Annotated in this window: 11 protein-coding genes and 1 pseudogene; 3 read left to right on the top strand and 9 right to left on the bottom strand. The window is 64.7% G+C overall.

The window, feature by feature from the left end; all coding sequences use genetic code 11:
* Window positions 1-124 precede the first annotated feature (124 nt).
* On the top strand, window positions 125-1,735 hold the full coding sequence (locus ACVIW0_RS35970) for a glycosyltransferase family 39 protein (RefSeq protein WP_461356655.1): 1,611 nt from the start codon (window positions 125-127) through the stop codon (window positions 1,733-1,735).
* A gap of 205 nt (window positions 1,736-1,940) precedes the next feature.
* Here the strand turns inward: ACVIW0_RS35970 and ACVIW0_RS35965 are convergent.
* The 6 genes and pseudogenes from ACVIW0_RS35965 to ACVIW0_RS35940 form a co-directional block, all read right to left on the bottom strand.
* Window positions 1,941-2,930: pseudogene (locus tag ACVIW0_RS35965) on the bottom strand (IS30 family transposase); the annotation flags it as partial.
* Between the two features lie 208 nt (window positions 2,931-3,138).
* Window positions 3,139-3,465, bottom strand: coding sequence for an HPr family phosphocarrier protein (locus ACVIW0_RS35960; RefSeq protein ID WP_461356654.1), 327 nt, complete (start codon window positions 3,463-3,465; stop codon window positions 3,139-3,141).
* Entirely contained in the window at window positions 3,462-3,863 is a 402-nt protein-coding gene (locus tag ACVIW0_RS35955; RefSeq protein ID WP_021076632.1) for a PTS sugar transporter subunit IIA, read from the bottom strand. The genes ACVIW0_RS35960 and ACVIW0_RS35955 overlap by 4 nt, the downstream gene beginning before the upstream one ends.
* 214 nt (window positions 3,864-4,077) lie before the next feature.
* Window positions 4,078-4,518 carry an HPr kinase/phosphorylase gene (locus ACVIW0_RS35950; RefSeq protein ID WP_461356653.1) on the bottom strand — a complete coding sequence of 147 codons (441 nt, stop codon included), beginning with the start codon at window positions 4,516-4,518 and terminating at the stop codon, window positions 4,078-4,080.
* A complete protein-coding gene (locus ACVIW0_RS35945; RefSeq protein WP_461356652.1) occupies window positions 4,515-6,323 on the bottom strand; it encodes a stimulus-sensing domain-containing protein in 1,809 nt (602 codons plus the stop codon). Before ACVIW0_RS35945 ends, ACVIW0_RS35950 begins: the two co-directional genes overlap by 4 nt.
* 110 nt (window positions 6,324-6,433) lie before the next feature.
* Window positions 6,434-7,135 carry a response regulator transcription factor gene (locus ACVIW0_RS35940; protein ID WP_016843287.1) on the bottom strand — a complete coding sequence of 234 codons (702 nt, stop codon included), beginning with the start codon at window positions 7,133-7,135 and terminating at the stop codon, window positions 6,434-6,436.
* Between the two features lie 240 nt (window positions 7,136-7,375).
* Between ACVIW0_RS35940 and ACVIW0_RS35935 the strand changes: the two genes are divergently transcribed.
* Both ACVIW0_RS35935 and ACVIW0_RS35930 read left to right on the top strand, forming a co-directional pair.
* Window positions 7,376-8,110 carry a HugZ family pyridoxamine 5'-phosphate oxidase gene (locus tag ACVIW0_RS35935; RefSeq protein WP_461356651.1) on the top strand — a complete coding sequence of 245 codons (735 nt, stop codon included), beginning with the start codon at window positions 7,376-7,378 and terminating at the stop codon, window positions 8,108-8,110.
* An 827-nt stretch (window positions 8,111-8,937) separates the two neighbouring features.
* The gene (locus ACVIW0_RS35930) at window positions 8,938-10,554 is read left to right on the top strand and encodes a phosphoenolpyruvate carboxykinase (RefSeq protein ID WP_461356650.1); all 1,617 of its coding nucleotides are present in this window, start codon (window positions 8,938-8,940) and stop codon (window positions 10,552-10,554) included.
* Window positions 10,555-10,766: 212 nt separating this feature from the next.
* Here the strand turns inward: ACVIW0_RS35930 and rocF are convergent, their stop codons facing one another.
* The 3 genes from rocF to ACVIW0_RS35915 all read right to left on the bottom strand — a co-directional run bounded on the left by rocF (window position 10,767) and on the right by ACVIW0_RS35915 (window position 15,374).
* Window positions 10,767-11,744, bottom strand: a complete 978-nt coding sequence (gene rocF / locus ACVIW0_RS35925; protein WP_461356649.1) for an arginase — start codon at window positions 11,742-11,744, stop codon at window positions 10,767-10,769.
* Between the two features lie 102 nt (window positions 11,745-11,846).
* Window positions 11,847-12,665 carry an acyl-CoA thioesterase gene (locus ACVIW0_RS35920; RefSeq protein WP_461356648.1) on the bottom strand — a complete coding sequence of 273 codons (819 nt, stop codon included), beginning with the start codon at window positions 12,663-12,665 and terminating at the stop codon, window positions 11,847-11,849.
* Between the two features lie 192 nt (window positions 12,666-12,857).
* Window positions 12,858-15,374, bottom strand: a complete 2,517-nt coding sequence (locus ACVIW0_RS35915) for a glycogen/starch/alpha-glucan phosphorylase (RefSeq protein WP_461356647.1) — start codon at window positions 15,372-15,374, stop codon at window positions 12,858-12,860.
* Window positions 15,375-15,471 lie beyond the last annotated feature (97 nt).

The following is a 15,471-nucleotide window of genomic DNA, read 5'->3' as shown; positions in this document are numbered from 1 at the left end:
ACAAAAACGCGCTAAAGGGCGCTGAAGTGCTGGTGAGCATTCACTCATCGCACGTTCGTTTCCATTCGGCATGATCCTCCGGAAAGCTACTCTGACTTTCCGGGGCATGCCTCAGGCACAGGCCATGTCGACCGTCACGCTTCCCGCCGCAAGGCGCACCGCCCGCAGGCTAACGATCCGGCGGATCGCCGCCTGGATCGCCTCGCGCGCCATCGATCCTAAGGCCAGCCTGTGGCTCGTGACCGGATTCGCACTGGTTCACGCGGTGCTGTGGACGCTGATCCTGGTCAAGCTGAAGGCCGCGCAGGACGTCCATATGGACGTCGCGGAGGCCTATGCCTGGGGCCAGCGCTTCCTGCTCGGCTATGGCAAGCATCCGCCGCTGTCGGGCTGGATCGCAGGCGTCTGGTTCAGGATCTTCCCGGTCACCAACTGGTCGACCTATGCGCTTGCGATGGCGACCGTCAGCTTCGCGCTGGTGGTGTGCTGGCTGATCGCGCTGCGCGTGGTCGATCGCCGCCGCGCGTTCTTCATGGTGGTAATGCTTGCGCTCTACCCGATCTTCAATTTCAAGGGCTTCAAATACAACGCCGACCTCGCGCAGCTGGTGCCGCTGCCGCTGTTGGTGCTGGCTTATCTGAACGCGTTCGAGAAGCGCAGCGTCAGATCGGGCCTCTGGCTCGGCTTTGCCGGCATGCTGGCGCTGATGACCAAGTACTGGGTGGTGACGATGATCGGCGCCATCGGGCTCGCCGCGCTGATCCATCCGCAGCGCAAGCAGTTCCTGCGCTCGCCGGCGCCATGGGTTGCGATCGGCACCATGATCGTGGCGATGATCCCGCATCTGGTCTGGCTGGAGCAGGTCAACTTCGTCCCGTTCACCTATGCCGGCGATGTCTACGCGCTGTCGAGCCGCGCGCTCAACGTGCAGCTCGTGATCGGCTATGTCGTGCACAATCTCGGGCTGCTCGCGATTCCGACCGCGCTCGGCCTCGTCGCGCTGCTGTTGGGATCGGTGCCATGGCGGCCCTCGGACGTGCTGGCACGGGTCTGGTCGCGTGGACCCAATCCCGCCATCAACCTGCCGCAGGCGCTCAACGTCTGGATCATCCAGGCGATCGTCGCGATCGGGCCGCCGCTCGGCGCGCTGGCGTTCACTGTCTACATCAAGACCGATTGGGGCATCCCGCTGTTCTTCCTGGTGCCGCTTGCGCTGGTTGCGATTCCCTCGCTCAGATTCCCGCGGATGGCGCTGTTCTCGATCGTTGCGGTCTGGTTCGTGGCCACGATGGTCACGCTGATCGCAGCACCCTCGATCGCGACGCAGGAGATCGCGTCCAACCATGTCGGCGGCTCGACCTACGCCGCGCGCTCCGAGCTCGCGCGCGAACTGACCGAGACCTGGCAGGCGAAATTCCATTCGCGCTGGGCGGTGGTGGTCGCGCGCTCCGACATCGGCGAGCCGATGACGTTCTACAGCCCGGATCATCCGGCCTCGCTGGTGCCGGGCGAGGCGTGGACCTCGGGGCTGACGTCGCTCGACGAGGCCAAGCGTCTCGGCTTCATCGGCGTCTGCGACACCACCGATCCGGTGTTCCTCAAGCCCTGCGAGGCGTGGATGGCCGAGCATGCCAAGGATGCCGAGCCGCTGGTGATGACCACGATGCGCTTCTTCAACGGCCATCCCGGTCCGTCGACGGCATGGAAGGTCTACCTGGTGCCGCCGGCGAAGTAATTACGTCCGGACATCAGTTCCGTCATCCTGAGGAGCCGCGAAGCGGCGTCTCGAAGGATCGACGGCCACCGGCCGGGCCGTGCATCCTTCGAGCCGCGCGTTCCGCGCTCCTCCAGCGAAATGGCGTAGCCATTGCGCCGGGATGACGGTCTGAGAAATTGTGGCGAGCGGTCTCCCCACGCCGTCGTCCTGGCGAAAGCCAGGAGGTGGATTCACACTCGAAATGCAACACTTGAGCAGCAAAGGTCTCCGCTGGGGTCCTGAAGTCAAGGCATTTGCGCGGGGTGTTGTTGTATGCGGCGATGAACTTGCTGAGGCGTCGGGTTGGGAGCTTGTCGAGATCGGTTTTGCGCGGGATGAAGCGTCGCATGCGACCGATGGCGTTCTCGATGCCACCTTTCTGCCAGGGGGCGTGCGGATCGCAGAAGAAGGTCTTCATCAAGAGGCTTTGCAAGGAAAGGTGAGATGCGAACTCGGTACCGTTGTCGAAGGTGACGGTCTGGCGCATCTGCTCTGGCAGCGCCTTGAACAGACGCACGAGATAGCTTGCGACACCGGAAGCGAGCTTGCTTGGGAGGCGGACGCCGAGCAGCAGGCGGGAGGTGCGCTCGTGCACGGCCAGGATCTGCTGACGGTATTTGGAGAACATCATCAGATCGGCCTCCCAATGGCCGGGAGTGTTGCGATCGGCGACCTCGACGGGCCGTTTATCCAAGGAAACACGGCCTTCGATGAAGCTTGCGGGACTTCCGCCCCGCTTGCCACGGCGGCCGCGCTTGCTCTTGGCGCGTGGCAGATAGTGCCGCCAGCTGCCGTCCGTGGTGCGTCTGATCTGGGCATAGATGAAGCGGTAGATGCTCTCGTAGGAGATCACCTTGCGTCCATGCTCGATGGCCAGCCGGCCGGCGACCTGTTCGGGCGACCAGCCACGGCGAAGGCCATCCAACACCGCGCGGCGCAGGACGGGCTCCCGTTCGAGGCGTCCGCCCGTCCAGCGCCGCGCTCGCATCCGTTGCTGGGCATAGTCGGCCTTGTAGCCGGCCTGAACGCCATGATTACGGTTCATCTCCCGAGAGATCGTTGATGGCGGGCGATCCAAAGCTGCAGCGATTTGCCGGATCGAGGCCCCATTGGCCGAAAGTCTGGCAATCTCGCATCGCTCGTCCAGTGACAGCTGCTTGTAAGTCCGGCCCATCGCAACACCTCCAGTCGGAAGTGTTGCACTTCGTTTGTGAACTCAGGGGACCCATAGCCACCGAGTTCGATTGAGAGTGCGATCGTGGCCCAGCATCGCACAGCAGCAAGCGAATGGGGTAATGGGTCCTGGCTTTCGCCAGGACGACACTGAATACATTCACACTCGCAGGATGACGGGGAGAGGCTTTCGCTTGGCGTAGCGGCGCCTACGTGCCTTCCTCGTTGAACTTGCTGGCGACGAGCTCGGCGATGGCGTCGAGTGCCTGCTGTGCTTCTTCGCCTTTCGCAGAGACCACGACCGTGGTGCCGGGCCCGGCGGCGAGCATCATCAGGCCCATGATCGAGGTGCCGCCGACGGTCTCGCTGCCGCGCGTCACCCAGATCTCGGCGTTGAAGCGCTCGACCAGCTGGACGAATTTCGCCGAGGCCCGCGCATGCAGGCCGCGCTTATTGACGATCAGGAGTTCGCGCGAGATGGCGCCCGCTGGCACGCCCGGGCCGACATGGTTTGCACCCGGGGCTTCGTCGCTCATTTGCCTGCGAGAACGCGGCTGGCGATGGTGACGTATTTGCGGCCGGCTTCCTGCGCCATCGCGATCGCGTCGGGCAACGAACGTTCCTCGCGAACCTTGGCAAGCTTGACCAGCATGGGAAGGTTGATGCCCGCGAGCACTTCCACCTTCGGGCGGCTCATGCAGGAGATCGCAAGGTTCGACGGCGTGCCGCCGAACATGTCGGTGAGGATCGCAACGCCGTCGCCGCTATCGACGCGGTTCACCGCCTCGATGATGTCGCTTCGACAGAGATCGGAATCGTCTTCGGCCCCGATCGTAATTGCTTCAATTTGTTTCTGCGGACCCATGACGTGTTCGAGCGCCGCTCTGAACTCGTCGGCAAGGCGCCCATGGGTCACCAGCACTAGACCAATCATCGGAAACTCCTCGCGGGCGCCCTTTGGTGCACCGCACGAACGCGCCACTTTGACCATCCAGAGGCCCTGCGCAAGAGGGCATCTTGGCTAGTCTCCCGGTTCCTGGCGGTAGAGAGGGGAGGCTGCGCCGGCAAAATCCGACGCTATAGTGGATGTGATATGGTTACCAATTCCCTTCCCACAATCGGCCGCAAGATTACGGGACCATGAACTTTCAGGTTGTCGTCAGCGCAGCGACAACCAGCGGCAGGGGTTGGAAGCCGGCCGGGACAGGAATTCGAGGCAATATAATACCATTAAGGCGTGTCGTGAACGCTTCGGGCGGCGGCAGCCGCTCGGCATCGTCGGCGGCCAGGTCGACGACCAGGCCGACCACGGCCTCGCCTGCGAACTGACAATGGCGGATTCCGAGGCCTCGGATCTCGATCAGACCGGCCAATTGCTGGGCCGGGCGAACCCACAATTGTTCGCCGGCTGTGTCGAGATGGACACGGTCATCCCCCACCAAAATGGCCGGCGGGAGCGCTCCGGAGCGCCCGGCGAGAATCAGATCGAAGGCGAGACGCGACTTGCCGGAGCCCGACGGGCCGCGGATCAGCACCGCACGCTCGCCGACCAGGACGGCGGAGGCGTGCACGCTTGAATTGTCGCTCATAGGGTCGGCAGCCTGACCACGAAACGTGCGCCGGCCACGGTGGGATTGCCGTCTTCGTCGGCGGGGCCTGGGCGGTTCTCGGCCCAGATCCGTCCGCCATGCGCATCGATGATCTGCTTGGAGATCGAAAGCCCGAGGCCGGAGTTCTGGCCAAAGCCCTGATGCGGCCGGTCGGTGTAGAAGCGCTCGAATATCCGCTCCAGCGCGTCCTCGCCGATGCCGGGACCATCATCGTCGACCACGATCTCGACCTCGCCGCGGGTGCGGCGACAGACGATGCGCACCTTGTCGCCCGGCTTGGAGAACGATTGTGCGTTCGACAGCAGGTTCGAGATCACCTGGCCGAGCCGGGAATCGTGCCCGGGCACCGAGAGCGTGTCGGTCGGGCCGCGGCCCTCGAAACGGACCTCGACGGCGACGTCGTGGCCGAGCCTGGTCTCGTTGGCGACGCCGGTCAGCGTGGTCAGCAGCCGGCGCAGGTCGACCGGCGCCATATCCTGGCGCTGCAGTTCGGCGTCGAGCCGGCTGGCATCGGAGATGTCGGAGATCAGGCGGTCGAGCCGCTTGACGTCATGCTCGATCACGGCGAGCAGCCGCCCCCGGCTGTTCTCGTTGCGCGCCAGCGGCAGCGTCTCGACGGCGGAGCGCAGCGAGGTCAGCGGATTCTTCAGCTCGTGGGCGACATCGGCGGCGAACATCTCGATCGCCTCGATGCGGCTGTAGAGCGCGTTGGTCATGTCGCGCAGCGCGCCGGAGAGATGGCCGATCTCGTCGCGGCGTCCGGTGAAGTCGGGAATCTCGACGCGGGTCTGGATGCGATGACGGACCCGCTCGGCGCTTTCCGCGAGCCGCCGCACCGGGCCTGCGATCGTGCTCGCCAGCAGCAGCGACAGCATGATCATGACGGCGGAGGCGACCCCGCCGATCTTGAGGATGGCGAGGCGCTCCGACATCACCAGCTGATCGATGTCGTCCCCCTGCGTGGTCAGCATCAATGCGCCGCGCACGGCGCGGAAATGCTGCACCGGGACGGCAACCGATACGATGATCGCGCCGCGATCGGTGACGCGCACGGCGCTGCTGTTCATGCCCTCGAGCGATTGCGCGACCTCGGAATAGCCCTTGCCGCCTTCGGGGCCGAGCTCGCGATAGATCGGCAGGTCGCCGCGGTTGAGCCAGGTCTTGATGGTGGCCTTGGCCTTCTCATAGAACGACGGCTTTTCCGACGGCGGCGGCAGCTCCATGCGCAGCACGTCGCCGCGCGCGAACAGGTTGCGGCTGTCGAGGATCAGCCCGCCATCGCGGTCGAAGATGCGGGCCCGCGTCTTGGTCGGCGCGATCAGGCGGCGCAGGACCGGCGCGACCCGCTCGGGATTGATCGGGAAGTCCGCCGATTCATCCGGCTGGCCATAACTCTCGCCGGGCTTGAGGTCGAGCAGGCGGTCGGGATCGATGGTGACGGTGTTGCCTTCGACGGTCGCGGACGCCGCGATCGCCTCCGAGATGATCTCGGCATAGACCAAGAGGCTCTGGGTCCGCGCCTCGATCAGGCCGGCGCGGAATTGCGACAGATAGAGGATGCTTGCGACGAGGGCGACGAGGCCGGCGAGATTGAGCGAGACGATCCGGCGCGTCAGGCTCGAGAACGAGAGCGCAAAGAAGAACTGACCAGCGCGGCGCAGCCAGCCGAGCGGCCGGCGCCAGCCCTTGTCCTGCGCCAGATCGTCGGCCACGGCCTCATGATCGAGGAGCTGTGAGGCGTCCTCGGCATTCTGGCCTTGCTCGAGCTGCGTTCGATCAAGCACTGGCAAAGCTGCCGGTTGGAATGGATGTCGTCCCGCAAAGCAGATGTTTGCCCGAGCTTACCCCAGCCGTGCGGAGCCTGTCAGTTAACAAGCTTCCCGGGAGGTGCAGATCAGGCTTCTTTGAAGCGATAGCCGACGCCGTACAGCGTCTCGATCATCTCGAAGTCGTCGTCGACCACCTTGAACTTCTTGCGCAGCCGCTTGATGTGGCTGTCGATGGTGCGGTCGTCGACATAGACCTGGTCGTCATAGGCCGCGTCCATCAGCGCGTTGCGGCTCTTCACCACGCCGGGGCGGGTGGCGAGCGCCTGCAGGATCAGGAATTCGGTCACGGTGAGCGTCACCGGCTCGTTCTTCCAGGTGCAGGTGTGGCGCTCCGGATCCATCCGCAGCAGGCCGCGGTCGAGCGCGCGGGCGTCCGGCTCCTTCGGCGCGGCGGTCGGATCCTTCGGCTGGCCGCGGCGGAGCACCGCCTTGACGCGTTCGACCAGCAGGCGCTGCGAGAACGGCTTGCGGATGAAATCGTCGGCGCCCATTTTCAGGCCGAACAATTCGTCGATCTCTTCATCCTTCGAGGTGAGAAAGATCACAGGCAGGTCGGACTTCTGGCGCAGCCGGCGCAGCGTTTCCATGCCGTCCATGCGCGGCATTTTGATATCGAGGATCGCAAGATCGGGCGGCGACGTGCGAAATCCATCCAGCGCCGACGCACCGTCCGTGTAGGTCATGATGCGGTAGCCTTCGGCTTCGAGCGCGATCGAGACCGAAGTGAGAATGTTGCGGTCGTCGTCGACCAAGGCGATTGTGGGCATGAGCTGCTTTCACAATGAGAGTGGCTTAAACGGCGGGCACTCTGGCAACGCGCCGCGGAAATGGGCTTCGAACGCGGTCAACGAGCAATGCAAGCTGGGCTGAAGTGTGACCGAGTTCCGCAAAAATACGCTTCTGCGACCCATGCGATGGACCCCATATACCACCCTGAGACCATGAAAACAGGCCCTTTTTTCATGCGGAACCGACTCGTTTTACCCTCAAAATGACCCCATAGGCCCATGCAACCGACCGTCGACTTCGATCCTGCCCGCCTTGCCCGCTCGCTGCTGCGCCGCAGCCGCCAGGGCGCGCTCGCCACGTTGATGGCGGGCTCCGGCGATCCCTATTGCTCGCTGGTCAATCTGGCGAGCCATCCCGACGGCTCGCCGATCCTGCTGATTTCCCGGCTGGCGCTGCACACCAGGAATATCCTGGCCGACAGCCGGGTGTCGCTGATGATGGACGAGCGCGCCGAGGGCGATCCGCTGGAGGGCGCCCGGGTCATGCTGGCGGGCCGGGCGGAGGAGGTTGCAGACGCCGGGCGCGAGCTCGTCCAACGGCGCTATCTCAGCGCCCAACCATCGGCGGAAGCCTTTGCAGAGTTTAAGGATTTCTCGTTTTTCGTGATTCGGCCGAGCGGCGCTCATCTGGTCGCCGGGTTCGGCCGCATCGTCGACCTCAAGCCTGCGCAATTCCTGACCGATCTCGCCGGAGCCGACGCGCTGCTGGAGGCCGAGCCGGGCGCGGTGGCGCATATGAATGCGGATCACCGCGAGGCCATGAACCTCTACGCCACCCGCCTGCTCGGCGCTGACAGTGCCGACTGGCTGTGCACCGGCTGCGACCCCGACGGCATGGATATGCAGGCCGGCCGCGCCACGCTGCGGCTCGATTTCCCCGAGCGCGTCAGCAACGGCACCGAGCTGCGCAAGATGCTGGTGCGGCTCGCCGGCGAGGCGCGCGCCAGGACATAGACCCAGGACATAAGCAGGACATAGGACCACGGGATCGACGAGGCCCATGCGACGAGGAGCATGGTGTCGCGTGGCGGCGGCGGCTTTGTCGAAGCGCGTCATCCGATCACGCATCGAGCGGCATTGCAGGCGTCTGATAGCGCGATCATGTCGTGCTGGGCGTCGATGATGCGCAGCCACGACCCCCCGCATTGATTGCGTTACCATCGATCATAATGTTCAGCGATCTCGACCGCCGAACCTGATGCCGTTACGGAACCTTCGACGTTGCCGCGCATTGAAGTGACCCGGCTTCGACGATGGGTATCGAGCCCGATCGAACTTGCTGAATCCGCAGCTCGACGCCGACGTTGGTGCTTGCCCCGTGCAACGCGATCGTGGACGACATGTCGGGGGCTTCGCAATGCTGCATCAACTCGCGGCAGCCTTTCCCAATGACGCATCCTTAGCGCGAAATGCATACCCGGCATTCTCGGCGCCTTTTGCTTGGCACGGCGCGGGGCATACGACGATCGCTGGCACCCTTTGTGCATCGCAATGGCTTGTTCGCAGCGGGAAAGACGGCGAAACGCCGCCCGAGCGCTGCGAAAAGAACGCGAAAACGAAAGCAAAGCGAAAGCGTTTCGCGCTGCGGTATTCGAGCCAGATGATGCGTCCGCCTTGGAATAAACCAAAAGCCATTCGACTGGCTTGGCAAGCCCGGCGATCCCCACTATTAGGTCGCCGGACCGGGGCCGAGAGGCTATATTCTGATGAAGGTCACCGCGGCGGGGCGCGATTAGCGATATTCGCGCGAACAAGGATACGCGGGTTCGAGGAGGTTCTTCGTGCAAGAGACGGGCGTGCATAACGGTGCCTTCGGTGCCGACAAATTCGGCTTAAAAAATCTCAAGGGCGTGCACTGGAACTATGGCGCGCCGCAGCTCTACGAGCACTCGTTGCGCAATGGCGAAGCGGTGCTCTCCGCCGATGGCGCGCTTTGCGCGGACACCGGTGAGTTCACCGGCCGCAGTCCGAAGGACAAGTTCACGGTCCGCGACGGCCTGACCGACAAGAGCATGTGGTGGGCTGGCAACCAGTCGATCACCTCTGAGCAGTTCGCGACGCTGCATGCCGACTTCCTCAAGCATGCCGAAGGCATGACGCTGTTCGTGCAGGATCTCTACGGTGGCGCGGATCCGAAGCATCGCATCAAGACGCGCGTCTTCACCGAGCTTGCCTGGCACTCGCTATTCATCCGCACGCTGCTAATCCGCCCGGAGGCCTCGGAGCTCGCGAGTTTCGTGCCCGAACTCACCATCATCGACCTGCCGAGCTTCCGCGCCGATCCGAAGCGTCACGGCTGCAAGTCGGAGAACGTCGTCGCGATCGATTTCGCCCGCAAGATCGTCCTGATCGGCGGGTCTTATTATGCCGGCGAAATGAAGAAGAGCGTGTTCACCACGCTGAACTTCTATCTGCCCGAGAAGGGCGTGATGCCGATGCACTGCTCGGCCAATGTCGGTCCCGACGGCGACACCGCGATCTTCTTCGGCCTGTCCGGCACCGGCAAGACCACGCTCTCGGCCGATCCGAAGCGCACGCTGATCGGCGATGACGAGCATGGCTGGAGCGAGGACGGCGTCTTCAATTTCGAAGGCGGCTGCTACGCCAAGTGCATCAAGCTGTCGGGCGAAGCCGAGCCGGAGATCTACGCCGCCAGCAAGCGTTTCGGCGCGGTGCTGGAAAACGTCGTGCTCGGCGCCAATGATCGCGTGCCCGATTTCGACGACGGCTCCAAGACCGAGAACACCCGCTCGGCCTATCCGCTCGACTTCATTCCGAACGCCTCGCGCACCGGGCGCGCGCCGCATCCGAAGAACGTGGTGATGCTGGCGGCCGACGCCTTCGGCGTGATGCCGCCGATCGCCAAGCTGACGCCGGCGCAGGCGATGTATCACTTCCTGTCCGGCTACACCGCGAAGGTCGCCGGCACCGAGCGGGGCCTCGGCAACGAGCCGCAGCCGGAATTCTCCACCTGCTTCGGTTCGCCGTTCCTGCCGCGCGATCCTTCCGTCTATGGCAATCTGCTCCGCGAGCTGATTGCGAAACACAATGTCGATTGCTGGCTGGTCAACACCGGCTGGACCGGCGGCAAGTACGGCACCGGCCGCCGCATGCCGATCAAGGTGACGCGCGCGCTGCTCACCGCGGCGCTGAACGGCTCGCTGCGCAACGCCGACTTCCGCACCGACAAATATTTCGGTTTCGCGGTGCCGACCTCGCTGCCGGGCGTCGAGCCGCACATCCTCGATCCGATCAAGACCTGGGCCGACAAGGCCGAGTTCGACAAGACCGCGCGCGCGCTGGTCGGCATGTTCGCGAAGAACTTCGCCAAGTTCGAAGCGCAGGTCGACGCTGAAGTCCGCGCCGCCGCGCCGGAAGTGAAGCTCGCGGCGGAGTAAACCGCGCAAGCGTACACGATTTGAAAAGGCGGCCCTCGTGGCCGCCTTTTTGTCTTGATTAGTCTATTGCCGCGCGATGCCAACTTAATCCGTCACCCAGAGGAGCCGCGTAGCGGCGTCTCGAAGGGTCGACGGCCACCAGCCGGGCCGTCCATCCCTCGAGACGCGCCTGCGGCGCTCCTCAGGATGACGGGACTGGACGCGTCCGCAAACTACTCGCCCATTTCCGGCAGCACGGCGTTGCTCGGCGTCTGCCTGTCCGTAATCTGCAAACCGAACAGGCTGCCGATCAATTCGACGGCGACGCGCGCGGTGCGGCCGCGTTCGTCGAGGAACGGATTGAGCTCGACGATGTCGAGCGAGCGCACCAGCCCGGAATCGTGCAGCAGCTCCATGATGAGATGGGCTTCGCGGTAGGTCGCGCCGCCGGGCACCGTGGTGCCGACGCCGGGCGCGATGTCCGGATCGAGGAAATCGACGTCGAACGAGACATGCAGCACGCCGTTCTTTGCCCTGACGCGCTCGATGACGCGGCGGGTCAGCACGGCCACGCCGAACTCGTCGATCTGGCGCATGTCCGCGATCGAGACGTTGCGCTGCCGCAGCAGCTTGCGCTCCAGCGGGTCGATCGAGCGGGTGCCGATCAGATTGAGTTGGTCGGGCGGGATCGAGGCGCGCGGCAGCCCGCCGAGCAGATCGTCGAGGCCCGGCTCGCCGCACAGGAAGGCCGCCGACATGCCGTGCATGTTGCCGGTGATGGTGGTGGCCGGCGTGTTGTAGTCGGCATGCGCGTCGACCCACAGCGCAAACAGCGGCCGGCCCTTCTCCTGCCAGTAGCGCGCGACGCCATTGATCGAGCCCATCGACAGCGAGTGATCGCCGCCCATGAAGATCGGGATCGCGCCGGAATGCGCCAGCCAGTAGGCGCGCTCGGACAGCGCGCGGGTCCAGGTCTTCACCTCGTCGTAGAATCTGGTGTTGGCCGGCACCGGGCCGTCGGCTGTGACCTGCGGGATCGCGAGGTTGCCGTGGTCGTCGACCTGGAAGTCGAGCTGCTCGAGCAGGCGCGCGATGCCCGCGGTGCGCAGCGCGTCCGGCCCCATCAGCGGGCCGGCCTGCGAGGCGCCGATCTCGATCGGAACGCCGAGCAGCGCGATGCGCGGGGGCTTTGACGTGTCGGCTTCGGACATGCAGCAATGCTCCCAAAGGTGTGGAACAGCAGCGACACGCCAATGTTCCCTCAACCCCTGAAATAGGCAATGCAGTCGTCGCAGAGCGATGTGGATATTTGGCTACGCCTTGAAATAGGCGATCTGCGTCGTGGTGGCGAGCAGCCGGCCGGACGGCGACCACAACTCGCCGTGCTGGTCGCCGTAGCTCTTGTGGAAAGTCTTGGCGTCGGCTGTCGCCAGCACGCGGGTGGTATCCTCGGTGTCGAGATCGGCCGCGTCGGCATGGAAATAGGTCGTCAGCGACACCGTGCCGAACGGCACCAGCTCACTCCGCGCGTGGAACACGCGGCCGAAGAACGCATCCGACATCGACATCAGCGACAGCGCATCGAGCTTGCGCGGCACGCGGTCGGCGATCCAAAGCTTCGAATAGGGGCTCGACGGCTCCGCCGCGGCGCCGCCGCCGAGCTTCGGCTCGCCCTCGGCGAAGCGGAAGTCATACTGGTTGGCCCAGGTCATCTTGAGCTTCGGATAGGGCCGCAGCTGCTCGAACGGCACCGCACCGGGAAAGCCGGCCGGCTGGTGCGACCACGACGGCCGGCGCTCGGCGAACACCGCGGTCGCCAGTGTCGCGACCTCGCCGCCGCCTTGCGTCATCTCGACCGACCAGTGCTGGCTCGAACGGTTGGCCTTCACCAGCCGGACGTCGAGATCGAACACGCCCTCGGCGACCGGCGCGCAGTAATTCACCGTCAGCGCCAGCGGATCGCCCGCGCGCTGCGGGTGCTGCATCAGCGCACGCAGGATGGTCGCTGCCGTGCAGCCGCCGAACGGGCCGACGAACGCCCAGTAATCCGGGCTGGTCCGTCCCTGCCAGCGGCTGTCGCCGGCGGTCACGGCAGTGGCTTCATCGAAAAGGTGCGGGGTTTTGGTGAGCATGCAAATCCTTAAGTACCAATCTGTGCTGTCATTGCGAGGAGCGAAGCGACGAAGCAATCCATCCATCCGCATGTGGGGAGATGGATTGCTTCGCTAACGCTCGCAATGACGGCGTGACGTTCACCAGCAATATCGCGGGCTGCCGCGCGCAATTCAATGACGTCGGACGTCATCGATTTCCACGTGCCGGGATTATCCCTTCGCCTCGCGCTGGGTGCCCAGCAGCGGAGAGGCGCTCGGATGCACCGGGACGTGCCAGATGTCTTCGGCATATTCGCGGATGGTGCGGTCGGAGGAGAACCACGCCATCCGCGCCACGTTGAGGATCGAGGCGCGGGTCCAGGCCGGCACCACCTGCCAGCGCGCGTCGATGCCGCGCTGCGCGTCGTAATAGGAATCGAAATCGGCCGAGACCATGTAGTGATCGAGGTAGCGCAGCGCGTGCCCGATCGAGGCGAAGCGCGCGGCATCGCCGGGCGAGAACTCACCGCTCTCGATGGCGCGGATCGCGCGCTCGAGCCGCGGCGACTTGCGGATCACGTCAGAGGCATCGAGCCCCTGCTTGCGGCGGACCATGACGTCGCCGGCCTCCAGCCCGAAGATCGCGATGTTCTCGGGTCCGACCGCGTCGCGGATCTCGATATTGGCGCCGTCGAGCGTGCCGATGGTCAGCGCGCCGTTCAGCGCCAGCTTCATGTTGCCGGTGCCGGACGCCTCCATGCCGGCGGTCGAGATCTGCTCGGAGAGATCGGCGGCCGGGATGATCACCTCGGCGAGGCTGACATTGTAGTCGGCGAGGAAGGCGACCTTCAGCCTGCCGCCGAGCGAAGCGTCGTTGTTGACGATTTCGGCGACGTCGCTGATCAGCTTGATGATCAGCTTGGCGTAGCGGTAGCTCGCGGCCGCCTTGCCCGCGAAGATTTTTACCCGCGGCACCCAGTTCGCACCCGGATTGTCCTTCATCGCGTGATACAGCGCGATCGTCTCCAGGATGTTGAGCAGCTGCCGCTTGTATTCGTGGATGCGCTTGATCTGCACGTCGAACAGCGCCGACGGGTCGACCTTGATGTGGCTGCGCTCGCCGATCAGCCGCGCCAGCGCCAGCTTGTTGTGATGCTTGACGTCGCGGAAGCGCTTCTGGAATTCGAGGTCGCTGGAATGGGTTTCCAGCCGCTCGAGCAGCGAGAAGTCGTCGAGCACGGCCTCGCCGCAGGTCTCGCGCAGCAGCGCGGTCAACCGCGGATTGGCCAGCATCAGCCAGCGGCGGAAGGTGATGCCGTTGGTCTTGTTGGTGATGCGTGAGGGGTAGAGATGATGCAGGTCGTGGAACACGGTCTCCTTCATCAAATCGGAATGCATCGCCGAGACGCCGTTGATGCGGTGCGAGCCGACGAAGGCGAGCTGGCCCATCCGCACCCGGCGGCCGCTGCGCTCGTCGATCAGCGAGACCGAGGCGCGGTATTCGATGTCGCCGGGGAAGCGTTCCTCGGCGAGCGCGAGATGGGCGACGTTGATGCGGTAGATGATCTCGAGATGCCGCGGCAGCAGCCGCTCGAACAGTTCGACCGGCCAGGTCTCGAGCGCTTCCGGCAGCAGGGTGTGGTTGGTGTAGGACAGCGTCGCGACCGTCATCTTCCAGGCCTCGTCCCAGCGGAAATTGTGCAGGTCGACCAGGATGCGCATCAGCTCGGTCACCGCAAGGCTCGGATGGGTGTCGTTGAGCTGCACGGCCGCCTTCTGCGCGAGACTGCGCAGGCCGCCGTCGGAGGCAAGATGCCGCTTCACCAGATCCTGCAACGAGGCCGAGACGAAGAAATATTCCTGGCGCAGCCGCAGCTCGCGGCCCGCCGCGCTCTCGTCGTTCGGATAGAGAAATTTGCAGATCGCCTCCGCGCGCGCCTGCTCAGCGCTGGCCGAGACGTAGTCGCCCGAGTTGAACACGTCGAGCTTGAGCGGATCGGGCGCGTGCGCCGACCACAGCCGCAGCGCGTTGACGTGCTGGCCGCGCCAGCCGACGATCGGCGTATCATAGGCCATCGCCTCGACGGTTTCCGACGGGTGCCAGGTGGCGCGGTCGCGGCCGCGATCGTCGACATGCTCGACATGGCCGCCGAAATGGACGTTGTAGACCAACTCCGGCCGCTGGAATTCCCAGGGATTGCCGAAGGCCAGCCACTCATCGGGATATTCCTGCTGCCAGCCCTGGTTCATGATCTGGCGGAACAGGCCGAAATCGTAGCGGATGCCGTAGCCGGTCGCGGGGATTGCCAGCGTCGCCATGCTCTCCATGAAGCAGGCCGCGAGCCGGCCGAGACCGCCATTGCCGAGCGCCGCATCCGGCTCGCATTTGCGCAAGTCGGAGAGATCGACGCCGAGGTCGCCGAGCGCCGACTCGAACAGCGGCAGCAGTCCCATATTGTTCAGCGCATCGGTGAACAGGCGGCCGATCAGGAATTCCAGCGAGAGATAATAGACGCGCTTGGCGCCGGCGTCGTAGCTCTGCTTCTCGGCGGTCAGCCAGTGATGCACGATGCGGTCGCGCAGCGCCAGCGCCGCGGCCTTGTACCAGTCGCGTCGCGTAGCAACGGTGGCGTCCTTGCCGATCGCAAGCCGCAGCTTGGCGAGGATCGCGCCCTTGATCTCGGTCAGCGCCAGCTCATCGACCGGCTGATTCAGGGCCGGATAGTTTGTTTGTTCCTGCAACGCCAATCCCCGCCGTTCAAACTCTACGCAATGATACGCGCGTTGCGCTGCAACCGAAACCGTCGAGAGCCGTTACGCACCGCAACTGCCGCTCTTTTATGCA

The sequence above is a fragment of the Bradyrhizobium sp. USDA 4454 genome, assembly GCF_054822705.1.
This window is presented reverse-complemented; position numbering and strand designations above follow the sequence as displayed.